Origin of the sequence: Paraburkholderia sejongensis, assembly GCF_020880815.1 — a bacterium.
GTDB lineage: Bacteria > Pseudomonadota > Gammaproteobacteria > Burkholderiales > Burkholderiaceae > Paraburkholderia > Paraburkholderia sejongensis.
Genome location: NZ_JAJITD010000012.1, coordinates 19453 through 43105 on the forward strand (window position 1 = coordinate 19453; position 23653 = coordinate 43105).

At 64.8% G+C, this 23653-nt stretch carries 16 protein-coding genes; 8 read left to right on the forward strand and 8 right to left on the reverse strand.

Annotated elements, in window-relative coordinates; genetic code table 11:
• Window position 1: 1 nt before the first annotated feature.
• The 3 genes from LJ656_RS22800 (at window position 2) to LJ656_RS22810 (ending at window position 2906) form a co-directional block, all read left to right on the forward strand.
• Window positions 2-814, forward strand: coding sequence for an amino acid ABC transporter ATP-binding protein (locus tag LJ656_RS22800; protein WP_329958892.1), 813 nt, complete (start codon window positions 2-4; stop codon window positions 812-814).
• Window positions 815-898: 84 nt separating this feature from the next.
• Complete coding sequence (gene ggt / locus LJ656_RS22805) at window positions 899-2491, forward strand: gamma-glutamyltransferase (RefSeq protein WP_230511750.1); 1593 nt, start codon at window positions 899-901, stop codon at window positions 2489-2491.
• A 1-nt stretch (window position 2492) separates the two neighbouring features.
• Complete coding sequence (locus tag LJ656_RS22810; protein WP_230511751.1) at window positions 2493-2906, forward strand: PPC domain-containing DNA-binding protein; 414 nt, start codon at window positions 2493-2495, stop codon at window positions 2904-2906.
• 82 nt (window positions 2907-2988) lie between these two features.
• Here the strand turns inward: LJ656_RS22810 and LJ656_RS22815 are convergent, their stop codons facing one another.
• The 6 genes from LJ656_RS22815 to LJ656_RS22840 all read right to left on the reverse strand — a co-directional run bounded on the left by LJ656_RS22815 (window position 2989) and on the right by LJ656_RS22840 (window position 8767).
• A complete protein-coding gene (locus tag LJ656_RS22815) occupies window positions 2989-3987 on the reverse strand; it encodes a transketolase family protein (protein ID WP_230511753.1) in 999 nt (332 codons plus the stop codon).
• On the reverse strand, window positions 3984-4829 hold the full coding sequence (locus LJ656_RS22820) for a transketolase (RefSeq protein WP_230511755.1): 846 nt from the start codon (window positions 4827-4829) through the stop codon (window positions 3984-3986). The genes LJ656_RS22815 and LJ656_RS22820 overlap by 4 nt, the downstream gene beginning before the upstream one ends.
• 52 nt (window positions 4830-4881) lie before the next feature.
• A complete protein-coding gene (locus LJ656_RS22825) occupies window positions 4882-6210 on the reverse strand; it encodes an MFS transporter (protein WP_230511757.1) in 1329 nt (442 codons plus the stop codon).
• 133 nt (window positions 6211-6343) lie between these two features.
• Window positions 6344-7093: an SDR family NAD(P)-dependent oxidoreductase gene (locus LJ656_RS22830; RefSeq protein WP_230511759.1), complete on the reverse strand. Its 750-nt coding sequence runs from the start codon at window positions 7091-7093 to the stop codon at window positions 6344-6346.
• 121 nt (window positions 7094-7214) lie between these two features.
• Window positions 7215-8096 carry a LysR substrate-binding domain-containing protein gene (locus tag LJ656_RS22835; RefSeq protein ID WP_230511761.1) on the reverse strand — a complete coding sequence of 294 codons (882 nt, stop codon included), beginning with the start codon at window positions 8094-8096 and terminating at the stop codon, window positions 7215-7217.
• A 59-nt stretch (window positions 8097-8155) separates the two neighbouring features.
• A complete protein-coding gene (locus LJ656_RS22840; protein WP_230511763.1) occupies window positions 8156-8767 on the reverse strand; it encodes a LysE family transporter in 612 nt (203 codons plus the stop codon).
• Window positions 8768-9134: 367 nt separating this feature from the next.
• Between LJ656_RS22840 and LJ656_RS22845 the strand changes: the two genes are divergently transcribed.
• Window positions 9135-11792: a glycosyl hydrolase family 28 protein gene (locus LJ656_RS22845; protein ID WP_230511764.1), complete on the forward strand. Its 2658-nt coding sequence runs from the start codon at window positions 9135-9137 to the stop codon at window positions 11790-11792.
• Window positions 11793-12014: 222 nt separating this feature from the next.
• On the opposite strand, the gene LJ656_RS22850 is transcribed toward LJ656_RS22845, so the two are convergent.
• Together LJ656_RS22850 and LJ656_RS22855 are read right to left on the reverse strand one after the other, a co-directional pair.
• Window positions 12015-13700, reverse strand: coding sequence for an alkaline phosphatase family protein (locus tag LJ656_RS22850; RefSeq protein ID WP_230511766.1), 1686 nt, complete (start codon window positions 13698-13700; stop codon window positions 12015-12017).
• 108 nt (window positions 13701-13808) lie between these two features.
• Window positions 13809-14051 (reverse strand): hypothetical protein, encoded by a 243-nt coding sequence (locus LJ656_RS22855; RefSeq protein WP_425605992.1) that lies wholly within the window; start codon window positions 14049-14051, stop codon window positions 13809-13811.
• An 839-nt stretch (window positions 14052-14890) separates the two neighbouring features.
• Between LJ656_RS22855 and LJ656_RS22860 the strand changes: the two genes are divergently transcribed.
• The 4 genes from LJ656_RS22860 (at window position 14891) to LJ656_RS22875 (ending at window position 23631) form a co-directional block, all read left to right on the forward strand.
• The gene (locus tag LJ656_RS22860; protein ID WP_230511768.1) at window positions 14891-19294 is read left to right on the forward strand and encodes a YadA-like family protein; all 4404 of its coding nucleotides are present in this window, start codon (window positions 14891-14893) and stop codon (window positions 19292-19294) included.
• Window positions 19295-19381: 87 nt separating this feature from the next.
• On the forward strand, window positions 19382-20521 hold the full coding sequence (locus tag LJ656_RS22865) for a DUF2827 domain-containing protein (RefSeq protein WP_230511770.1): 1140 nt from the start codon (window positions 19382-19384) through the stop codon (window positions 20519-20521).
• Window positions 20518-21675: a DUF2827 domain-containing protein gene (locus LJ656_RS22870; protein WP_230511771.1), complete on the forward strand. Its 1158-nt coding sequence runs from the start codon at window positions 20518-20520 to the stop codon at window positions 21673-21675. Before LJ656_RS22865 ends, LJ656_RS22870 begins: the two co-directional genes overlap by 4 nt.
• Window positions 21676-21723: 48 nt before the next feature.
• Window positions 21724-23631 (forward strand): tetratricopeptide repeat protein, encoded by a 1908-nt coding sequence (locus LJ656_RS22875; RefSeq protein ID WP_230511773.1) that lies wholly within the window; start codon window positions 21724-21726, stop codon window positions 23629-23631.
• Window positions 23632-23653 lie beyond the last annotated feature (22 nt).

The following is a 23653-nucleotide window of genomic DNA, read 5'->3' on the forward strand; positions in this document are numbered from 1 at the left end:
AGTGAGTCAGACAGACGAAATCATTATCGAGGCGTCGGACATCCACAAATCGTTCGGCCCGACCAAAGTGCTCAACGGCATTTCGTTGAGCGTCAGCAAAGGCGAAGTGGTGGTGCTGATCGGCTCGTCGGGGTCGGGCAAGACCACCTTCATTCGCTGTCTGAATCTGCTCGAAACCTTCGACGCCGGCCGCGTGCGCGTGAATGGCCGCCTGCTCGGTTTTGTCGAGCGCGCGGACGGCAAGGTCGTGCGTGATTCGGCGCGCGAACTGGCGCGGCAGCGGCGCGACATCGGCATGGTGTTCCAGCGCTTCAATCTGTTCCCGCATATGACCGCGCTCGAAAACGTGATCGAAGCGCCGATCCACGTGCTGAAGGTGCCGCGCGACGAAGCGTTGCAGCAGGCCAAGCGTCTGCTCGCGCGGGTCGGCCTCGCGGACCGCGCGGATCACTACCCGTCGCAGTTGTCGGGCGGCCAGCAGCAGCGCGTCGCGATCGCGCGCGCATTGGCGATGCAGCCGAAAGTGCTGCTGTTCGACGAGCCCACCAGCGCGCTCGATCCCGAGACGGTCGGCGAAGTGTTGCAGGTGATGAAGGAGCTGGCCCGCGACGGGATGACGATGGTCGTCGTTACGCACGAGATGGAGTTCGCACGCGAGGTCGCGCATCGCGTCGTCGTGCTCGATCAGGGCGAGCTGATCGAACAGGGACCGCCCGAACAGATCTTCACCGCGCCGACGCATGCGCGTACCCGCGCGTTCCTGCGCCGCACGCTGAAGGCCGCGCCGGTGCTCGCGCCGGAGTCGTCGGTGTGAGCTTTTTCGAAAGCGCGCAAGTCCGCTCAGGCCCGTACGCCTGCGCATCCCGCGCGCTTCTTCAACGGACTGGAGAACGTTTTTATGCGTAACTTCGAGAAGCCCGGCCGTTCGCTGGCCTTCGCCCGCAACGGCATGGCGGCGACCTCGCACGCGGCGGCGACGCTCGCGGCGGTCAACGTGCTCGCGGCCGGCGGCAACGCGATCGATGCGGCGATCGCCGCCTGCGCGGTGCAATGCGTGGTCGAGCCGGGTTCGACCGGCGTCGGCGGCGACTGCTTCGCGCTGTACTCGCGCGGCGGCAGCGACGACATCGTCGCGTACGACGGTTCCGGCTGGGCACCGGCGGACGCGAGCGTCGAGCGCATGCAGCAACTGGGCGTGAATGCGATCGAGCGGCATTCGCCGCATGCGGTGACCGTGCCCGGCGCGGTGCATGCATGGACCACGCTGCATCGCGATTACGGCCGCCTGCCGCTGCCCGAGATTTTCGCGCCGGCGATCCGCTATGCGGAGGAAGGCTATGCGGTCACGCCGCGCAGCGCGTCGGATTGGGCACACGAAGTCGATACGCTCGCGCGCGATGCCGAGGCCCGCGCGACGATGCTGGTCGACGGCGCGGCGCCCGCGCAGGGCAGCGTGCATCGTCAGCCGCAACTCGCGAACACGCTGCGGCTGATCGCAGAGGAAGGCCGCGACGGTTTCTATCGCGGGCCGCTCGCCGCAAAGATGGTCGCGCATCTGCGCGCGCACGGCGGCCTGCATTCGCTCGACGATTTCGCCGACTACCACGGCGATTACGTGACGCCGATCCGCGCGAGCTTTCGCGGCTACGAGGTGGTCGAGTGTCCGCCCGCCGGCCAGGGCGTGATCGCGCTGATGATCCTGAAGATCCTTGAGAAGTGCGCGGCCGACGGCGATCCGCTCGACGCCGACCGCCTCCATCGCGAGGTCGAGGCCGCGAAGCTCGCGTACTCGGTGCGCGACGCGGTGCTCGGCGATCCGCGTCATGGCAAGGTCGATATCGACTGGCTGCTGTCCGACGCGCTCGCCGACGAACTGCGCGGCCGTATCGATCTCGCCCGCGCGTTGCCGCCGGGGCCGGCGCTGACGCCGGTCGAGCATCGCGATACCGTGTACATCACGGTGGTCGACAAGGATCGCAACTGTGTGAGCCTCATCAACTCGCTGTTCCATCCGTTCGGCAGCGGTCTGATGGCGCCGGGTTCGGGCGTGCTGTTGCATAACCGCGGCCAGAGCTTCGTCGTCGAGGCGGGCCATCCGAATGCGATCGGTCCGCGTAAGCGGCCGATGCATACGATCATCCCCGGCATGGTCACGCAAGGCGGGCGTGTGCGCATGAGCTTCGGCGTGATGGGCGGCCACTACCAGGCGATGGGGCACGCGCATTTCCTGTCGAAGGTGCTGCATTACGGCTTGGACATGCAGGCGGCGATGGACTTGCCGCGGATTTTCCCGCGTCCGGGGACCGCTTCGGTCGAGGTCGAGTCGACGATGCCGGCGTCCGTTTGCGCGACGCTGACGGAGCGCGGCTTCACGATGGCCGAGCCGTCTTCGGCGATCGGCGGCTCGCAGGCGATCTGGATCGACTGGGAGCAGGGCGTGCTGATGGGCGCATCCGATCATCGTAAAGATGGCTGCGCGCTGGGGTACTGACATGCAAGCCCATCCTCTTCGCCTGTCTCCTAACGACGACCTGCGGAGCGCGATCGAAGAAGCGCTGCGGCAACGCGGGCTGCAAGCGGCATTCGTCGTGCAGGGCATCGGTAGTCTCAGCGTCGCGGCATTGCGTTTCGCCGGTGCCGACCTGCCCACCGAAATCCGCGGCGACCTCGAAATTCTGAGTCTCGCCGGCTCGGTGTCGCCCGATGGCGCGCACCTGCACATGTCGATCTCGGACGCGCAAGGTCGCGTGTTCGGCGGTCACGTCGCACGCGGCTGCACGGTTCGCACGACGGTCGAATTGTTGCTGGTGTCGCTGCCGGACCATGCGTTCGCGCGCGAGCCCGATGCGCAAACGGGTTTTCTGGAACTGGTGATTCGCGGCAACCCGCAAGCCGGTCCGTCATAAATAAACCGCCATAAAGAAACGGCCGCGTCCCTTTCGGAACGCGGCCGTCGAACCCAGCCACGCTTACCGCCGGCTCACTCGATCAACGCAACCACGTCTTGATCGTCGTCGCCATCGCGTTCGTCGAAATCCCATAACGGTCATGCAAGGTCGGCAGCGCGCCCGCAGCGAGGAATTCGTCGGGCAGCGCAACCTGCCGGAACGGCGGCGTCACGCCCGCGCTCAGCAGCGTGCGCGCGACCGCTTCGCCGAGGCCGCCGATCACCGTGTGATTCTCCGCGACGATCACCATGCGGCCGCTCTGTTGCGCTTCGCGCAGGATCGTCGCCGTATCGAGCGGTTTGATCGTCGGCACGTGCAGCACCGCCACGTCGACCTTGTCGGTCGCCAGCGCCTTCGCGACTTCGAGCGAGCGCATCGTCATGATGCCGGACGAGATCAGCAGCACGTCGTTGCCGCCGCGCAGCAGCTTCGCCTTGCCGAGTTCGAAGCGGTAGCCGTATTCGTCCAGCACCGCCGGCACGTTGCCGCGCAGCAGACGCGCGTACACCGGGCCGCGATGCGCGGCGATCGCCGGCACCATCTGCTCGATATCGAGCGCATCGCACGGATCGATCACGGTCATGTTCGGCATCGCGCGCATCAGCGCGAGATCTTCGGCGGCCTGGTGGCTCGGGCCGTAGCCGGTCGTCAGCCCCGGCAGCGCGCAGACGATCTTCACGTCGAGATTGTCTTCCGCGATCGACTGGTGAATGAAGTCGTACCCGCGCCGCGTCGCGAACACCGCGTAGGTCGTCACGAACGGTTGCGCGCCTTCGTGCGCGAAGCCGGCCGCCGCCCCCATCAGCAACTGCTCGGCCATCCCCATCTGGTAGTAGCGTTCCGGGAAGGCTTTCGCGAAGATGTGCAGGTCGGTGTATTTGCCGAGGTCGGCCGTCATGCCGATCACGTCGGTTTTCGTGCGGGCCAGCTCGGTGAGCGCATGGCCGAACGGCGCGGCGCGCGTGAGCTGACCTTCGGCCGCAATCGACGCGATCATCGCCGACGTCTTCAACCGGGGCTTGTTCGCAACGGTGCTCATGCTTGTCTCCCTGCTTCGAGTGCATCGAGCGCGAGTTGCCACTCGTGCGCGTCGACGCGGATGAAATGGTTCTTCTCGCGTTGTTCGAGGAACGGCACGCCGCGGCCCATCTTCGTATCGCACACGATGATGCGCGGCTGCGCGTCGGGGTGATTGCGCGCGTTGTCGAATGCGCGCTTGACCGCGTCGATGTCGTTGCCGTCGATCCGCTGCGTGTACCAGCCGAACGCTTCGAGCTTGTCGACCAGCGGCTCGAACGACATGATCTGGGTGGAAGGCCCGTCGGCCTGCTGGTTGTTCACGTCGACGATCGCGATCAGGTTGTCGAGCTTCCAGTGCGCGGCGGACATCAGGCCTTCCCAGATCGCGCCTTCGTCGAGTTCGCCATCGGAGAACAGCGTATAGACGAATGCGTCGGAGTCCTTGCGTTTCAGGCCGAGGCAACGGCCGACCGCGATCGTCAGCCCCTGACCGAGCGAACCGCCGGACATCTCCATGCCGGGCGTGTAGCTGGCCATGCCCGACATCGGCAAACGGCTGTCGTCGCTGCCGTAGGTTTCGAGTTCGCCGGCGGGCAGAATGCCGGCTTCGAACAGCGCCGCGTACAGCGCGATCGCGTAGTGGCCGTTCGACAGCAGAAAGCGGTCGCGTCCTTCCCAGTCGGGATCGTCGGCGCGGTAGCGCATGGCGCCGAAGTACGCGACGGCCAGCACGTCGGCGATGTCGAGCGCCTGGCCGATATAGCCCTGGCCCTGGACTTCGCCCATCAGCAGCGCGTTTCTCCGAATCCGGTATGCACGCTCGGCGAGCGTGACCGTGTCGTGGAGGGTGTCAGTGTCCATCTTTAACTCCAGTGGTGAAGCGGGGAAGTGCCAACACGAATCAGCGGTTGAATCAGCGGTTGACGGTTTTGGCGGGCACGAGGAACACGAGCAGCGCGCCCAGCGTGACCGCGGCGGAAATAAAGATCAGCCCGGCGGTGGATTTGCCGGTCAGATCGTTCAGCCAGCCGACGATCGCCGGCGAGAAGAAGCCCGCGAGATTGGCGAAGCAGTTGACCGCGGCGATGCCGGCGGCCGCCGACATGCCGCCGAGCACCGCGGTCGGCAGCGACCAGAACTGCGACGACGACGCGAGAATGCCCGCCGACGCGATGCTCAGACAGACCAGCGATGCGCCCACGCTGCCCAGCCACGGCAGGCTGACGAAACCGGCCGCCGAGATCAGCATCGGGATCGCCAGATGGAAGCGCCGCTCGCGGCGACGGTCGGCGCTCATGCCGATCAGCGGCAACGCGACGATCGCGCATAGATACGGAATCGCGGTGAAGATGCCGACCCACAGCGGATCGGCGACGCCGGACTTGCGGATGATGGTCGGCAGCCAGAACGTCAGGCCGTACTGTCCGAGCACCACGCAGAAGTAGATCGCGGCCATCAACCACAGGCGCCGGTCGCCGACGAACGCGCGAATCGACACGTGCGCGGTCTTGTGCTCGGCATCGGCGGCGACATTGCGCGCCAGCAGCGTTTTCTCGGCGTCGTTCAGCCATTTGGCGTGCGCGATGCCGTCGTCGAGATAGAGCAGGATCGCGATGCCGAGCACGAACGACGGCAACGCTTCGAGCAGGAACAGCCACTTCCAGCCGGCCAGCGCCATCACGCCGTGCAGCGAGTGCATGATCGCGCCCGACAGCGGACCGCCGATCATGCCCGCGAGCGGAATCGCCATGAAGAACAGCGACAATGCCTTCGCGCGCCGCGCGGACGGAAACCAGTAGGTCAGGTAGAGAATCACGCCGGGCGCGAAGCCCGCTTCGGCGACGCCGAGCAGAAAGCGCAAGCCGTAAAACGCGGCGGGTGTCCTGACGAACACGAAGCACGCGGAAATCACGGCCCACGTCAGCATGATGCGCGCGAGCCAGCGGCGCGCGCCGACCCGGTGAAGAATCAGGTTACTTGGCACTTCGAACAGAAAGTAGCCGAGAAAGAAGATGCCGGCGCCCATCCCGTACACGGTTTCGCTGAAGCGCAGATCGTTGAGCATCTGCAACTTCGCGAAGCCGACGTTCACGCGATCCAGATACGCACCGAGATAGCACAGCATCAGAAACGGGATCAGCCGGCGGCCGACCTTCGCATAGGTCTTCGCCTCGAAGGTGGACGAATCGCTACGCGGCAGCACGTCGCCCGCCAGCGGGGGCGCGGTGTATTTCGCTTTCATACGTGTCTCCTGTGTCGACCGCAGGCGCGCAGCGGCGCGCGCTCCGGCCGTCTCCATATCGTCACAGCCCAAGCCCCGGCCTATGCTGGCGGGTGCCCGGCGCGTACCTCACGGCGCTTGGAAGGCGGCGGCGTCAATGAATCAGCATGCCGCCGTTGACGTCGAGCGTCGTGCCGGTCAGATAGCTCGAAAGGTCGCTCAGCAAGAACAGGCACGCGTTCGCGACGTCGTCGGCGGCGCCGAGCCGGCCGAGCGGAATGCCCTTGAGAATGTCTTCGCGCATCGCCGGCGTGAGCTTGTCGCCGGTGATGTCGGTCTGGATCAGGCCGGGGGTGATCGAATTGACGCGGATGTGGTCGGCGCCGAACTCGCGCGCCATCGCTTTCGCGAGACCGAGTACACCCGCTTTCGCGGCGCTGTAGTGCGGACCGCCGAAAATTCCGCCGCCGCGTTGCGCGGACACCGACGACATGCAGACGATGCTGCCCCCGTTCTGTTCCTTCATTGCCGGTATCACCGCTTGCGACATGTAGAGGGTGCCGCGTAGATTCACGTCGACGATCGCGTCGAAGTTCGCGCCGCTGATGTCAAGCGTGCGAACCGGCTGCGTGATGCCGGCATTGTTGACGAGTCCGTCGATCCTGCCGTAGCGCTCCAGCGTGAGCCGCGCGGCCTTGACGCAAGCGTCCTTGTCGGTCACGTCGCAGGCGAGGCCCAGATGTCCGGCGCCGAGATCGGCGGCCGCGCTTTCGGCGTCTTCGCGGCGCAGGTCGAGGACGACGACGCGCGCGCCCTGCTGCGCGAGCGCGCGCGCGGTGGCTTTGCCGATACCGCGCGGCGACGCCGCGCCGGTAACGATGACGATCCTGTTCTCGAGCAGCATTGCTTGTCTCCTGAGTATTGATTGGTGCCCAGAGTGTCGACTGCCGGGGCGCGCGCATCAACGCGGAAACGTTCAACCATTGCTGAGAAAAATTCAGGTGACGTGGAGGAGGTCCGCGGCGCTAGCCGGCGGCCTCGCGCTCGAGCCACGCCAGAAAACGCTCGACGCGCGGCAGCGTCGCGTTTTGCGGCGGATAGACCAGATGATGGGCGCCCACTTCGACCGCATAGCTGTGGTCGAACACGGGCACCAGCAGGCCGTCGCGGATTTTTACCGACGCGAGCAGCAGACTTTCGAGCGCGATACCGAGCCCGAGCGCCGCGGTTTCCAGCGACATATAGGAGCGGTCGAACGAGAAATCGAAAGTCTTGTGCGCGGCCGCCACACCGGTGCGGCCGAACCATTGCTTCCATTGCACCAGCGGCGACTCGGAATAGATCAGCCGATGCGCGAGCAGGTCGTCGGGCGTTCTGACCGGATGACGTTCCAGGTATTGCGGCGACGCCAGAGGCGCGATGAATTCGCCGCGCACGGTCTTGACCTGCAGGTTGTTCCAGTTGTCGTAACCGTGGCGCACGTCGATGTCATAGAAGCCGTTGGTGAACGACACGTTTTCGTACGAACACGCGACATTCAACTGGATGTCGTCGTTCGCTTCCTGAAACGACGCGAGCCGCGGCAACAGCCACATCAGCCCGAAGCTCGGACTCGAATGCACGCGCAGGATATCGACGTCGGCGCGGCTCGACGCGCGCTCGGTCGCGCGGCTCAGATCCGCGAGCGAACCGGTCACGTCGGCGAGGTAGCGCTCGCCGGTCGGTGTCAACACGAGGCCCCGGCCGGAGCGGCGAAACAGAGGCTGGCCGATGATCGATTCGAGATTGCTGATCTGGTGACTGACCGCCGACGCGGTCAGACCGAGTTCGTCGGCCGCGCCGTTCACGCTTTTGGTTCTCGCCACGCTTTCGAACGCGATGATCGATTTGACCGGTGGAATGCGCATGATGAGAACTTGTTCAGTGGCAGTGGCAGTGGATAAAGAACGGGACGCGCGCGTCGCTGTCAACGGCCCGCCAGCAAGCGCCCGCCCAATCCCACCAACAGCACGCCGGCCGCGGTATCGAGCGCGGCCTTGCGGCGAATCAGCGTGCGCTGAACCGCCGGATGCGACGCGAGCAGCGCCATCGCGCAGTACCACGCGGCCGAGATGCCGATCGACATCGCGACCACCGCGATGTTCAGCCACAGCGGCGCGTGGGCGGGCACCATCAACGCAAAAATGCTGCCGTAGAACGCGACGGATTTCGGGTTCGTCATGCTGACCACGTAGCCCTTCTTCGTTGCGGCCCAGCCGGAAGCGCCGGCCGTCACGGCGGCCGATAGCGGTCGCCGCGCGCCGGCGATCATCTTGATGCCCAGCCAGATCAGATAGAGCGCACCGGCCACCCGCAGCAGGGTGCCGAGCCACGCGACGTGCGCGACGAGCAGGCCGAGTCCCGCGATCGCAATCAGCGCCCAGGTGCCGGACGCGGCGGCGAGACCCAGACCGGTCATCACGCCGGCGCTGCGCGACGCGATCGCGGTCGAGGTGACGATCAGAAAATTCGGTCCCGGACTGGCGACGCTGAGCAGCAGCACGCCCGCGAGTGCGAGCAGGAGGTTGATCGATTGCAAGGTAGATTCCCGGTAATGGGTAGGGGCGCGGAATCGGACTGGTTCCTCAACCGATGTGAGGTGGGGTTTACTGTAATTGAAACGACGCGCCGCTCTGAAGCATGATCGCCCTATGTTGTACGATGAATTATGTCGTTGCCTAACAACTTGGCCGCGAGTCCTGCGAAGCGTGTCCTTGTAGGTATCCGAAGCGCCGCAGATAGCGGGTCGCGATGGGACGTCGAAGCCTGACATAGTCCGTGGTATCTCATACGATGTCTTATAACAAAATTTAACAATCGGCAGCTCCGGCAAGGGCCGCAAGCGTCGTCGCGACCTCGCGCAGCGTGCCGAGCCTGCCCACGATTCACCCCCAAGGAGATGACTTATGAAGATGCGCTCAGTCCGGGAGCTTTGTGCACTCGGCCTGTTCGTCCTGACCGTCGCCGCTTGCAGCGACGGTCATGGCGTTTCCGGCTCGAATAGCAGTTCCAGCACGCCGCCCAGCAACCCTGGCTCGCCGTCGACGCCGGCGTGGACGCCGGGCCGTTACGCCGGCGACACCAACCTGCCCGATGCGCCGGCGCTGCCGTCGGACACGCAGGTCTGCTCGACCCTGGAGGCCAGCAACAAGCTGGTCAAAAACGCCGACGGTTCGCTGCCGGTCAGCGCGGATCCCACGCCGGCCACCTACGGCGGCGCGACCACCGCGTTGAACAATCCCGACCAGGCGCGCATCCAGGCCGCGCTCGACGCGTGCGGCGCGAGCGTCGACGCCGAAGTCGGCGCGAAGATCAGCCAGGCCGACCAGCAGGCCGCGGCGACCCAGCAGGCCGCGAATAACTCGCTGGTCAACATCGCCGGCGCGTCGAGCGAAACGCTGTCGAACCCGAGCTACAAGGCGACCCGGTTCGCGGTGCGGCTGGTGAAGAACAGCGGCGGCGCCGGCAACGCATTCCTGAGCGGACCGTTGGTGCTGCCGTCGGGCGTCACGCTGTGGATCGACGACGGCGTCACGCTGTTCGCGAGCCGCGACGTGGTGGTCTACGACAAGAGCGCGCAGGACCGCCCGAACGCGATCACCTGCGGCGCGGCGATCAACAACCCGAACGGGCTGCCGGCGCCGGGCGGCACGCTGAACGCGGGCACGGCGACGATCGCCGGCACCAGCGGGATGCAGAACTGCTACGCCCTGATTCGCGGCAACCACACGGTCAATACCTCGCTGATGGGCAATGGCTCGATCGACGCGCGCGGTTACATGCCGCTGATCAGTTCGTCGCCGAACTATCCGATGATCCGCTGGGCGACCGGCGTCACCGAGGCTTTCACCTATTCGGGCAACAACATCAGCGGCGTGACCACGCCGAAGTTCAGCTGCACCAACACGATCGCCGCTTACCGCGCGGGCATGCTGGCGCCGGAAGGCACCGCCTGCGACGTGGTGACCGCGATGGGCAAGACCACGCTGACCACCCCGGCGCTCGCCTACGTGGTGAACCGTCAGGCGACCAGCGTGCCGCAGGGCTACGCGGTCACCGGCGGCGGCTGTAACGCCAGCACGAGCGGTTGCGCGCGCTGGGTGCCGGCGAGCTGGTGGGACATCTCGTACCACGGCAATAAAGACATCGGCGGCGGCCCGTACAGCTTCCAGGGCAACCCGGGCATGTTCTGGATGCAGCAGTCGAAGAACCTGTCGCTGTATCAGATCACGCTGCGCAACAGCACCTTCTTCACCGTCGAGGCCGACGGCGTGGACGGCTTCACCGTATGGGGCATCAAGATCATCACGCCGCTGCTACCGGATGCGGCGAACCAGGCGAGCGCCGGCATGAACAACGACGGCTTCGACGGCGTCAGCGGTTCGTACTCGCGTCTGTACACGGGCGCGACGATCGACGCGAGCTCGACCGGCGTGAAGAACACCGACGGCGTCGACCCGAGCGTCGCGTCGGGTCCGGAGCACGCGGCGCTCGGCACCGGCAGCACGACGAGCTCGTCGGGTCAGGTGTACTTCGACAGCTACGTGAAGAACGTCGCGATCGTCTACAACTTCCTGAGCCCGTCGGACGACAATGTCGCGTTCAAGGGCGGCCTGATGGATCCGCGCCCGGCCGCGACGCACGGTGCGCAGAACGGTTCGGACCCGGCCAATATGGCGTGGGGCATCGACGGTAATCGCGGCGTGTCGTCGAACCGCACCTACGGAATTACGGTCGCGCACAACCACAACTACAACGGCCACGGTTTGTCGATCGGCAGCCCGACCAATGCAGGTGTGCGAAATATTCACTTCTACGACAACTACTTCGACAGCGTCTACGACGGCAGCACTGCGTCGACGGACATGGGTGTCGTAGGTCTGCGCATCAAGAGCGGCCAGGCGCGCGGCGGCGACGTCAGCAACATCTACTACGACGGCGCGTGTATGCGTGGGGTGAAGGACTTCCTCGTGTTCGACATGTACTACACCGGCCCGGGTGCGGACCCGATTTCGTACACGGGTCTCGGCTGGTTGGCCCCGAGCTTTCACGACATCAACCTGAGCAACATTCGCCTGATGAACATCCCGGCCAACAAGTCGGCGGGCAAGAACGGCGGCGGCAACCTGACCTTCCGGGGTCTGCATGCCGACACCGCTTATGCCGACACGCAGAGCGTGATCCAGCTGAACCTGGATAACGTGGTCGCGGACAACGATGTCGTGCTGGGTATCTCGAATCTGAGCAAGCCGGTCGTCAACATCGGTTCGCTGGACGGCTCGACGCAGTCGAAGGCGGCTAACGCAAACCTGAATCTGGGCGCGAACGTGAGCCTGATCGGCCAGTCGTTCGCGCACGGGTCGGGCGGGATCCTGACCAATACGTCGAGCGGCGCGGGCAAGTACACGAGCCCGACCAACACGCTGAACCTGACGGTGAACGGCAGCGACGACGCGGGCGCGGCGAGCGACGCAAATCCGGCGGCGACGATCGTCGCGCAGAATGCGAAGCTGCAACTGTGCGATCAGGCTGCCTCGTGGCCGGCGTTCCCGAACGTGAAGTAGGCGTGGTGTCGTAACGGTAGCGCAGTCGCGGCTCGCTGCCGCGACTGCGGCAGGAAGCAGGAAGCAAAAAGCCCCACAGGCGACTGTGGGGCTTTTTGTCTTGTGACACTAGTGCGATCGATCCGCAGTCCAGCAGAGTTGGCGCGCCGCGCCGTGGCTGCTGTGCAGCGGATCACGGCATCGACAAGCCGCCGCGAACTGTCCGCGGATTATCGTCGTCGCTCAGTCGCGATGTTCGAAGCCCGGCAACGCACGCGTTCCTTCGAGCGCGACCGCCTGCAGCAGGCCGGGTTCGACATCGAGCAGTTGCAGGATCGTCGGCGCGACCTGAGTGGTCAGCACGCGCTCGTTATTGACTTGCCCGGCGTGGTGCGCGTGCGGCACGTACACGACCAGACCCAGGTGGCTATCGTCGGGCGAATTGCCGCCGTGCTCTTCGTCCTTCGATTTGCTCGACGTGTAGATGACGCCCGGGTTCGGCTGCACGATGATGTCCGGCGTGCGGCCGCGAGCCGGATCGCCGAAGCGGTTCGCGAGTTGCTGGCCGTACAGGATGTACGCCTGCGGACCGTCCGCGCAGATGCCGGGCGCGTTGCAGCTCAGATTCGCCTTCAGCGTCTTCACGACGGCCGGCAGCTGGCTTTGATCGCGCAACCAGATCAGCCCGACGTCGTCGGTCTGCACGAAGCCGGTGCCGGCAAGGCCGCTGCCGTCGTTGAGGTTGCCGGTCTGCGTGCTGTTCTGGCCGAAATTGCCGTTCGCATCCAGATAGCCGCTCGTTTCGAGCAGTTTGCTCAACGTGTCGCCGTTCTTCACGAGCTTCGAAGAATCGGCCGGCGACTGACCGTGCTTCGCGGTGACGATGATCGCCGTCGAGTCGTACAGGTTGCGTTGCTTCAGTTCGGCGACGATGCGGCCCAACGCGTTGTCCAGATAAGCGATCGCGCCGGCAACCTGCGGGCCCGGCGTAAAGCTCGCGTCGAGATAGCCGCCCTTGTTTGCGACCGTCGCCTTCTGCGCGACGCTGAGCGTCTGGAAGTTCGCGCCGAACACGGTCGGCACCGGCGCGCTCGTTTGACCGGTCGAATCCTTGCCGTCGATCTCGTTGAGCAGCGACTGCACGTGGAGGTTGTCGAACGTTTCCGTGTGCGTGTAGAGGTCGGTGAAGTTCGTGTTGGTGGCCGGATCGATCGAATTGATTTCGGTGCGCGACAGATCGTCGACGCCGGCGCCCGACGGCCCGTTGAGCCAGTCGTAACCCCACGCGTGCTTGTCGGCCCACGCGGTGCGCGCGCCGCGCACGTGGCTCTTGATCACTTCGAAGACCGTATTGGTCTTGATGTAGTTATGCGGATAGACGGGCGTGCACACACCGTTGACCAGCGCATGCGGGATCGCCTGCGGATTGAACGCGCCGCCGCCGTCGAGATGCGTGAGTGCACCACCGTTTACGGCGTCGATGCCGGTGGTTTCGTCGAACACGACGTTCCAGCCGGTCGGGCCGCTGCAATTGCTATCGGACGGCGCATAGAGCGTGCGGTCGTACGTCACGTCGTAGAACAGGCCCGCGGACTTCGGCGAGCCGCCGGTCACGAGCGCCGCGAGACCCGGAAACGAATCCGACAGTCCCGGCGTATAGGCATTTGCGTACGTGGTGCCGGCATTGGCCAGCAGCGCGAGATTCGGGCAGGTGTTCGCGCCGATGCAGCGGGCGACGTCCTGTTGATGCAGACCATCGAAGCTGATCAGCAGCACGTGCTTGACCGGGCTATTGCGACCGTTCTCGCGGCCGCGATCGCGGTCGTGATCGTCGCCGGCTGCGGCAAATGCCGTATGCAGACCGGCGAGCAGCGCGATTGCCGCGTAGATTGCACTTTGCTTACGCCTTCTTTTGCTGACAGCTTTCATCTTTCGTCCTTTTTTGTTTGCCAACGGGGATTGGTGGTGAGGGACGAATTTGAAGCTAAAACAAGTCAATCTCGTGACCTGAGGTTTTTATTTCGTCATGCTGATCTCTTAAGATTTCGTTAAGGATTTGGTGATCCATTTGGACGGGTTGCCACGCTTGCGATCGACCGTGAGGTTGTGCATTTCGCCTGGATCGTTCGCCAGATCGTAGACCTCGACGTCGTTCTTCGCGAACAGCGCTTCGAGCGTGGTCGGACGGTTGAATTCGAGCGGCGAGAAATAGCGGCTGAAGCGATAGCGTCCGTCGAACACGCTGCGGATCGTGCCGCGCAGGCGGAAGTCCGGTTGCACCGCACCCGCTGCATCGACGCAGCCGCATCACATGGCGCGACGCCGCCGCGTATCCGTGGATCATGCCGCCCATCGGTTCGCCGATGCGCACCGCGGTGGAGGTGGAGTTCGCGACGGCGCGCGTCGACGCTCCGCCGGTGCTGATGGAGTCGACTTCGCATCTGACCAATTGCGCGGTCGCGCGGCGGGTGCCGTGCCTGTTCGTATCGACCCCGCTACGGCGCGGCGGTCGCGTTGGTGCTCGCCGCGCTGCACGACGTGAGTGCGCGGCGGTTGGGGGCGCAGGAGAAGTGACTCAGTACGCGAAACGCGATTTTAAGTTAGATTTAATTATTCGATGATAAAGAAATATTCGTTCGTTTCGGCCGAAGAATTTTTAAATTCATTTAAAGTTTTACGGAGCAATAAGAACCGGTTTGCGCCTTGTGAAGAAGCGAGCAATAGACATGCGTGAGCAGCCATACGTGTCGATCTGGCGTCGTCAAGATGATCCCTATAGAAAAGGGATAAAAGCACGATGGTAGCGGGGATTGCCGGCTGTTTCCAATGGCGACTATTCACGAAATCTTTAGCCGGGATTTACGATTTGCGAAGTGAATTCATATGTGCTGTTGAATAAGAAAAGTCCTATTAGTACAAGTACTAGCTGCGGCATTTTGGATTAGTACGGGTCAGATGTTGAGCGTTTTGCTTTATTGAGATTATGGCGTCAGAGCTTCTGACTAGTTCGAAGCGAACGACGCAGCGTGCTGACAGCCCGCGTCGAACCAATTAACCAGGCCGTTGCCCCCTCGCGCAGCGTCGCCTGTCGATTTCTCGACACTAATGGGTCTGTAGCAATGAATAAAACTTACCGCTCGGTCTACAACGAAGCGCTCAACGCATGGGTGGCAATCAGCGAACTCGACTCGAGCAAAGGCAAGTCGAGCCGCTCCGAACGCAAGGCGCGGCGTCCGCTGACCCGAATCGCGATGGCCGTGGTCGCTGGCCTCGGGCTTGGCGCGATGCTCTCGCAGCCGGTTTCCGCGGGTCTCGCATCGGCGAACGCTTACCTGAGCGCCAAGGACGGCACGTCGAGCTACACCTACAACAACACGGTGTCGGCGGGCTTTAACGGCGTCGCGCTGGCCGGCGCAATCGACTGCGGGATGCTGTCGCCCGCCGGCAGCTCCAGCGTCTCTTCGATGATTTACGGCACCGACGGCAGCTTCACCGGCGGCCTCTACGGTTTCGGCGCGCAGACCACGGCGCTGAGCTATGGCCAGCTGGTGAACAAGGGCAGCGGTCAGACCAACGGTATCAACAACTGGACGGGCGCGCAGACTCTCGGCAACGTGTACGTATCGCCGGGTAACGCGGTCACGCCGAACGGCGTCGGCAATACCCTCGCGACCGGTATGAACTCGCTGGCAACGGGCTGCGGCTCGCAAGCCACCGGTATCGGTTCGACCGCGTTGGGCTGGGGCGCCGTCGCGTCCGGCGCGGGCTCGACCGCGCTCGGCATCAACTCGACCGCTTCGGGCCCGGGCTCGTTCGCGTTCGGTACCTACGCCACCGCTAGCGCACTCGACTCGATCGCGATGGGCACCCAGGCAACCGCTGACGCGTCCAACGCAATCGCGCTCGGCGCGCAGTCATCGGTAGCGAGCAGCGCGACCTCCGGTATCGCGCTCGGCCATTCGGCTCAGGTGCTCGGCGCGTATGGGATCGCTCAGGGCGACAGCTCGGTCGCGGGCGCGACCGGCCAGAACGTCGCGATCGGCTCGGCGGCGACCAATGCGAACTCCAGCACCGGTGCGGGCGGCGCGGTCGCGATCGGCCGCGCGCAAACCGCGACCGGCGACGGTGCGGTGGCGATCGGTAGCGCCAACGTTGCAAACGGCGACGGCGCACTCGCGTTCGGCGTGAATTCGACGGCTTCGTCGAACGGCTCGATCGCATTCGGTTCGGCGGCGAACAGCAACACGACCGACGCCGTCGCGATCGGCACGGGCGCGAACGCGTTGCACGACGGCAGCGTGGCGCTCGGCGCCGGCAGCACCACCGGCGCGAGCGCGCCGACCGGCCCTGCGTATATGACGGAGCAGGCCGCGCCGACTTCGGAAGTGTCGGTGGGCAGCGCAGGCAATCTGCGCCGGATCACGAACCTCGCCGACGGCGCCGAAGCCACGGACGCGGTGACGGTTTCGCAGTTGAGCACCAGCAACAGCAGCCTGTCGACCGGAATCGCATCGTTGTCCACGGGTGTCGACACGTTGTCTGCTTCCACCTCGACCAGCGTCGCGTCGCTGACGACCAGCATCGCTGACGCCACCAATTCGATCAGCAGCCTGTCGACTACGACGGCCGACAGCGTCAGCGCACTGTCCGCGGACATCAATACGCTGTCGACCTCGACGTCGACCACGGTCGCTTCGTTGTCCACTGGCATCGACTCGACCAGCACGTCGGTGAGCAGCCTGTCGACCGCGACCGCCGATAACGTCAGTTCGCTGTCCACCGGTATCGACACGTTGTCGGGTTCGACCTCGACCAGCGTTGCTTCGCTTTCTACCGGCATTGACTCGACCATCACGTCGCTGAGCAGCCTGTCGACCGCAACGGCCGATAACGTGAGCTCGCTGTCCACCGGCATCGACACGCTGTCGGGCTCGACCTCGACCAGCGTCGCGTCACTTTCCACTGGCATCGACTCGACCAGCACATCAGTGAGCAGCCTGTCGACCGCAACGGCCGATAACGTCAGCTCGCTGTCCACCGGCATCGACACGTTGTCGGGCTCGACCTCGACCAGCGTCGCTTCGCTTTCTACGGGTATCGACAACACCATCAGCAGCGTCACGAGCCTGTCCACGTCGACTTCGACCACCACGGTATCGCTGTCGACCGCGATCGACGGCTTGTCCTCGTCCACCTCGACGAGCGTCGCGTCGTTGTCCACCGGTATCGACTCGACCAGCACGTCGCTGAGCAGCCTGTCGACCACAACAGCCGATAACGTCAGCTCGCTGTCCACCGGTATCGACACGTTGTCGGGCTCCACCTCGACCAGCGTCGCATCGCTTTCTACCGGTATCGACAACACCGTCAGCAGCGTCACGAGCCTGTCCACCTCGACTTCGACCACCACGGTATCGCTGTCGACCGCGATCGACGGCTTGTCGTCGTCGACCTCGACGAGCGTCGCTTCGTTGTCCACGGGCATCGATTCGACCAGCACGTCGGTGAGCAGCCTGTCGACCGCAACGGCCGAAGGCATGACCTCGCTGTCCACCGGCATCGATACGCTGTCCTCGTCGACGTCGACCAGCGTCGCTTCGTTGTCCACGGGCATCGATTCGACCAGCACGTCGGTGAGCAGCCTGTCGACCGCGACCGCCGAAAGCGTGACCTCGCTGTCGACCGGCATCGATTCGACCAGCACGTCGGTGAGCAGCCTGTCGACCGCGACCGCCGAAGGCATGACCTCGCTGTCCACCGGCCTCGACACGACCAATGAGAATCTGAAAACCCTGTCGCTGTCGACGTCGGACAGCATCAACGTGCTGTCGACCGGCGTCGCGTCGTTGTCCACCGGTATCTACAACCTGTCGACGACGGTCGTGACCTTGTCGACCTCGACCTCGACCAGCGTCTCGTCGCTGTCGACGAGCGTGCAGAACACCAACGACAACCTGGTAAGCCTGTCGACCTCGACGTCGACGAGCACCGCGTCGCTGTCGACCGGCCTCGTCGAGACGAACAACAACCTGACGAGCCTGTCGACCTCGGCGTCGACGAGCACCGCGTCGCTGTCGACCGGCCTCGTCGAAACGAACAACAACCTGACGAGCCTGTCGACCTCGACCTCCACGATCACCGCATCGCTGTCGACCGGTCTCGCCGAGACCAACGACAACCTGACGAGCCTGTCGACCTCGACCTCCACGATCACCGCATCGCTGTCGAGCGGTCTCGCCGACACCAACACCAGCCTGGACAACCTGTCGACCTCGACTGCCGCGAGCCTGGGTTCGCTGTCGACCGGTCTGCTCGACACCAACACAAACCTGACCAGTCTGTCGACCTCGACCTCGACGATCACCGCGTCGCTGTCCACCGGCCTTGCCGAGACCAACAACAACCTGAGCAGCCTGTCGACCTCGACCGCGAGCGGTCTGTCCTCGCTGTCGACCGGCCTGATCGATACCAATAACTCGCTGGCTAGCCTTTCCACCAGCATGAATGATGCGAACACCGGCGTCACCACGCTGCAGACCACGGTGGACGATCTGTCCGCGTCGACCTCGACGGGCATCGCGTCGCTGTCCACCTCGACCTCGACCGGGCTCGCATCGTTGTCTACCTCGACGTCGAACGGTCTCGCGTCGCTGTCGACCAGCGTGAGCTCGTTGTCGACCACCGTGTCGTCGGTGACGCCGGTGGTCGAGATGGTGCAGACCGCCAACGCGAAGGGCGACTCGTTCTCCGGCACGCTGCTCGGCGGGATGAACACGAATGGCTCGGTGCAGACCCAGGGCGGCACCGGTCAGACCATCACCAACGTCAACGCGGCGGCTTGTACGTCGGCGAACGGCGTTGACGCCACGGCCTCGGGTCTGTGCGCAACCGCCGACGGCACCGGCTCGACCGCCTACGGTTCGAACGCCCAGGCAACCGCGGCCAACACGACTGCGGTGGGCTTCCGCGCGAGCGCAACCTACGAAGGTTCGGTGGCGGTCGGCTACAACGCTCAGGCGACGGCCGACCCGACCGTGGCGGTCGGCGCGAACTCGCTGGCCGGCGGCAACAACTCGGTCGCGGTGGGAGCGAGCGCGAGTGCGACCGGCAACAATTCAGTCGCGCTGGGCGCGGGCTCGATGGCGACCGAGGACAACACGGTGTCGATCGGTTCGTCCGGCAACGAGCGGCGCATCACCAACGTGGCACCGGGCGTCAACCCCACCGACGCGGTCAACGTCGGCCAGTTGAACAACGCGCTGGGCGCCGTCAACAACCAGATCAACGACGTTGCCCGCAACGCGTACTCCGGCGTCGCGGCAGCCACCGCTCTCGCGATGATTCCGGAAGTCGACCCGGGCCGCACTTTGTCGATCGGTGTCGGTGCCGCGACCTACAATGGTTACCAGGCGATGGCGATCGGCGGCACCGCGCGCATCACGCAAAACATCAAGATGAAGGCGGGTGTCGGCATCAGCGGCGCCAGCACGGCAGTTGGCGTAGGCGCGTCGTACCAGTGGTAAGCCGGGCCGTCTGAACGGACGGCGTCTCCAGGGGCCGGTGGTTCCGTTGCAGAACGGACACCGGCCCCTTCCTTTACGGGTGAATTTATGCGGATTGGCATCTCGACCTCGAGTCGCGCGGGCCAAAGCATCTGGCAGAACGGGCTCGCACAGAACGTCATATTTCTCGCACAACTATTCCGGCGGCTGCCGTTCGTCGAGTCGGTGGTGCTGATTGGCATGGCCGGCGACGCCGCGTTGCCGGCCGAAGCCGTGGCCGTCGTCGACGATTTGCGTGTCGCGAGCCAGCAAGAGGCGACCGATCTGGTCGACGTCGTGATCGAGACCGGCGCGAACCTCGATGTCAAGTGGCTCGATCTGATGCGGCGGCGCGGCCGCAAGGTCGTGCTCTATTGCAGCGCGCAGCCGTATGCCGCGCTGGTCGAACCGGCCACCTTCGACCGGCCGGCCTACACGGGGCGGCCCGATCGCTGCGATGAACTGTGGCTGCTCCACAAGGACCGCGCGCTCGCGCCGATGCTGCGCACGCTGCATCGTTGCCCGGTCCACGAAGTGCCGTTCATCTGGCATCCTGAGTTTCTCGACGCGCGCATCGCCGAAGCTGCGCGCCATGGCGTGCAGTACGGTTATCGCGAGCACAGTAGCGCGGCTGGCGCCGGCTTTCGCGTGGCGATCTTCGAACCGAATGTGTCGGTGGTCAAATGCTGCAGCGTGCCGATGCTGGTCTGCGACGAAGCATGGCGCGCGGACCCGCGCAGCGTCAGCGAAATGCATGTGCTCAACACGCTGCATATGAAGGATCACGCAACGATGCTGTATCTGGCGAACTCACTCGATCTCGTGCGCAATCATCATGCGCGGTTTCATGGGCGGCATGATATCGCCGGTTTCATGGGGCAATACGCGGACGCGGTCGTCGCGCATCAATGGCAGAACGAACAGAATTACGCGTACCTCGATGCGCTGTACGGCGCTTATCCGCTCGTGCACAACTCGCCGTGGCTGGGCGACGCGGGCTACTACTACCCGGGCTTCGATGCGGCCGCCGGCGGCGCCCAATTGCTGCGCGCGTTTCGCGAGCACGACGCGGGACTCTCCGAATATCGCGCGCGCTCGCAAGCGCTGTTCGACGTGGTGAATCCGTTTGCGCAATTTAATCTGGATGCCTACGCACAACGGCTGCTCGCGCTGGCGGGCAAGACGGCGAACGCCCGGGAGGCGCAATGAACGCCGCTAGCCAGAGCCCGCGCGATCTGAAGGTCGGCGTGTCGCTGTACGTGCGCAAAGGCGGCCAGTCGCTGTGGGAAAACGGCATCTTCCAGAACTGCCTGTTCCTCCTGATGCTGCTGCGCAATCTGCCGTCGGTGGCCGAGGCCTACATCGTGATGGGCGGCGACGGCAGCGCGCAAGAAGCGCAGCGTCTGGTTGAAGACGTGCCCGCGCCGGTGATGACGATGGACGAAGCGGCCGAGCAACTGGATCTGATGATCGAAATGAGCGCACAACTCGGCCGCGAATGGATCGTCCGTTTTCGCGAGCGCGGCGGCAAGATCGTGTCGATGCGAGTCGGCAACGACTACGTGATCGATATCGAGCGAATGATCTTCGACCGCCCGAATGCGCTGCTGATCAGCCGCGCGCCGTATCACGAGGTATGGACGCTGCCGCAATACGAGCATATCTGCGCACCGTATTACCGCAGCGCGATGCGGGTGCCGGTGCGGATCGTCCCGCATATCTGGGGTCCGCTGGTGCTTGAACGCGCGATCGACCGCGACCCGCACGCGCGCGATGCGTTCGGCTACCGGCCGGGCCGGCGCCGCTGGCGCGCGGGGATCTTCGAGCCCAATATCTGCATGGTGAAGACGAGCCAGATTCCGATGCTGTGCTGCGAAGTCGCGCATCGGCTCAATCCCGATGCGCTCGAACACGTGTGGGTCTACAGCACGCTGACACAGAAGAAACACGCGGGTTTTGCAGCTTTTGCCGAGAGCCTCGACATCCTCAAACACGGTCTCGCGACGTTCGAAGGCCGCTTTCCGTTCCACCAGATGATGACGCGCTACGTTGACGTAGTGGTCGCGCATCATTGGGAAAATCCGCAGAATTATCTGTATTACGAAGCACTTTACGGCGGCTACCCGCTCGTGCATAACTCGTCTATGATCGGTGCGTGCGGCTACCGCTACGACGATTTCGACTGCGAGCAGGGCGGCCGCGCGCTGTTGCAGGCGTTCGCCGAACACGACGCGAACCTCGAACGCTACCGCGAGACCGCGCAGGCGTTTTTGAATACGCTCGCGCCGGACTACGGACCGAATATCGCCCTGTACGGCGAAGCGATCGACGCGCTGTACGGCGCTGCCTCTCAGCAGGCCTGACGAAAAAACGTAGCTGTGAACAAACGTAGTCGCGAGATGGAGGGAACAATGAGCGCAGACGCAGCAGGCGACGACGGGCTCTGCAAACGGGGCGTCCAGTTGCTGGAAGCTGGAGACGTTGCCGGCGCCGAAACCTGTTTGAGCGCCGTCGCCGAAGAACACCCTGACTTTCCGCTCGCGCAATATCATCTCGGACTCGCCGCGCTGCGCGCCGGCCAGCTCGACACAGCGGAGCGCCACTTTCGCGCGGCGCTCGAACGCAAGGCCGATTTCGCGGCCGCCTACAACAATCTCGGCGATATTCTGATGCGCACCGGCCGTCTCGCCGAGGCGGAGCAGCAACTGCGCCGCGCGAGCGTCGAGGATCCGGCGCTCGCCGAAGCGTTCTACAACCTTGGCACGCTGATGCTGAACACCGGCCGCAGCGTCGAAGCGGAGGCGTGCCTGCATCGCGCGATCGTGCTGCGGCCCAATTTCGCGCATGCGTACAACAATCTGTGCGAAGTGATGCTGCGCACGAATCGCCGCGACGAGGCCGAGTCGTGCGTACGCAAGGCCGTCGAACTCGCGCCGGACTTTGCACTGGCGCACTACAACCTCGGCAATCTGCTGCTCGGGGCCCGTCGCGCGGGCGACGCGGAAGCGAGCCTGCGGCGCGCGCTCGAACTGCAGCCCGATTTCCCAGCAGCGAATCACCGGCTCGGCACTTTACTGCTGAGCCAGAACCGCGCGTCCGAAGCGGAGACGTTGTTGCGCCGGCAGGTCGCCGGTCAGCCGCAGATTGGCGCGAGCCATCGGATGCTGGGCATCACACTGCTCGCGTTGCGGCGCGAGCAAGAGGCGCTCGGTTGCTTGCGTCGCGCGCTCGAACTCGATCCACGCGATGCCGAAGCCCATTACCACCTCGGCGGCGCGTTGCTGACGCTCAATCGCCTGGAAGAAGCGGTCGATGCGGCGTCGCGCGGTTACGCGCTGGCGCCGGAGCTGGCGGGCGGCCGGCTGATCCTCGGCAGCGCGCTGCTGAAACTCGGCCGCTATCGCGAAGGCTGGCCGCACTACGAATACTTCAGCGCGCGCCGCGGCCCCGGCGTCGCGCGCACGCCGCTGGCCGGCCTGCTGCCTGAATGGCAGGGTGAGCCGCTCGCCGGCAAAGCGCTGATCATGCAATGCGACTTCGGCTTCGGCCCGGACGAATCGATCCAGTTCGCACGCTTCTTCGCGCCGCTCAAGGCGAGCGGTCTCGCGCACCTGACCTTCGTCTGTCCGCCCGAACACAAACTGTTGTTCGACGGGATGCGCGAGATCGACACGCTCAAATCGACCGATGAACACGTCGATCCGCGCCGCGCCGATTACTGGTGCTATCTGACGAGTCTGCCGCTGCGTCTGGACGTGACGCTCGAGCGGCTCGCCGCGCCGCTGCCGTATCTGCGGGTCGCGTCCGCGCAGCTCAAACGCTGGCAGACGCGGCTCGATCGCAGCTTGCCCGCGGACCGGCCGAGGATCGGCATCGCCGGTGCAGGTGAGCTGCCGGTCAGCCTGTTGCAGCCGCTGCTTGCGGTGCCGGGCGTGTCGTTCGTCGCGCTGGGCACGGACGCGCGCCAACGGGGGGCCTGGCGTGAATTGCCCGCGCAACTGCGGCCCGCCGACGTCGCCGGCGAAGCGGCCAACCTGTCCGATCTCGCGGCCCTCGTCCGCAATCTCGACCTCGTGATCACCGCCGACCCGGCCATCGCACATCTCGCCGGCGCGTTGAATAGACCGTTCTGGCTGTTGCTGAAGCTCGACGGCGATTGGCGCTGGCTGCACGCGCGCAGCGATTCGCCGTGGTATCCGCAGCTCGCGCGGCTGTTCCGGCAACGCGAGCACGGCGACTGGAGCGCGGTGATCGACGAAGCGGCCGCCGCGCTGCCGGCATGGATAGCGGCAAACCGGTCAGTGAACCCAGGCAGCTAACCGAACGCAGCTAACCCGAGCG

Excerpts from the sequence above, each read along its gene's own strand:
- LJ656_RS22865 (WP_230511770.1), top strand. The coding sequence starts at position 19,382 with ATGCGGATTGGCATCTCGACCTCGAGTCGCGCGGGCCAAAGCATCTGG.
- LJ656_RS22815 (WP_230511753.1), bottom strand. The coding sequence starts at position 3,987 with ATGAGCACCGTTGCGAACAAGCCCCGGTTGAAGACGTCGGCGATGATC.
- LJ656_RS22860 (WP_230511768.1), top strand. The coding sequence starts at position 14,891 with ATGAATAAAACTTACCGCTCGGTCTACAACGAAGCGCTCAACGCATGG.
- LJ656_RS22850 (WP_230511766.1), bottom strand. The coding sequence starts at position 13,700 with ATGAAAGCTGTCAGCAAAAGAAGGCGTAAGCAAAGTGCAATCTACGCG.
- LJ656_RS22825 (WP_230511757.1), bottom strand. The coding sequence starts at position 6,210 with ATGAAAGCGAAATACACCGCGCCCCCGCTGGCGGGCGACGTGCTGCCG.
- LJ656_RS22835 (WP_230511761.1), bottom strand. The coding sequence starts at position 8,096 with ATGCGCATTCCACCGGTCAAATCGATCATCGCGTTCGAAAGCGTGGCG.
- LJ656_RS22830 (WP_230511759.1), bottom strand. The coding sequence starts at position 7,093 with ATGCTGCTCGAGAACAGGATCGTCATCGTTACCGGCGCGGCGTCGCCG.
- LJ656_RS22875 (WP_230511773.1), top strand. The coding sequence starts at position 21,724 with ATGAGCGCAGACGCAGCAGGCGACGACGGGCTCTGCAAACGGGGCGTC.
- LJ656_RS22845 (WP_230511764.1), top strand. The coding sequence starts at position 9,135 with ATGAAGATGCGCTCAGTCCGGGAGCTTTGTGCACTCGGCCTGTTCGTC.
- LJ656_RS22810 (WP_230511751.1), top strand. The coding sequence starts at position 2,493 with ATGCAAGCCCATCCTCTTCGCCTGTCTCCTAACGACGACCTGCGGAGC.
- ggt (WP_230511750.1), top strand. The coding sequence starts at position 899 with ATGCGTAACTTCGAGAAGCCCGGCCGTTCGCTGGCCTTCGCCCGCAAC.
- LJ656_RS22870 (WP_230511771.1), top strand. The coding sequence starts at position 20,518 with ATGAACGCCGCTAGCCAGAGCCCGCGCGATCTGAAGGTCGGCGTGTCG.
- LJ656_RS22820 (WP_230511755.1), bottom strand. The coding sequence starts at position 4,829 with ATGGACACTGACACCCTCCACGACACGGTCACGCTCGCCGAGCGTGCA.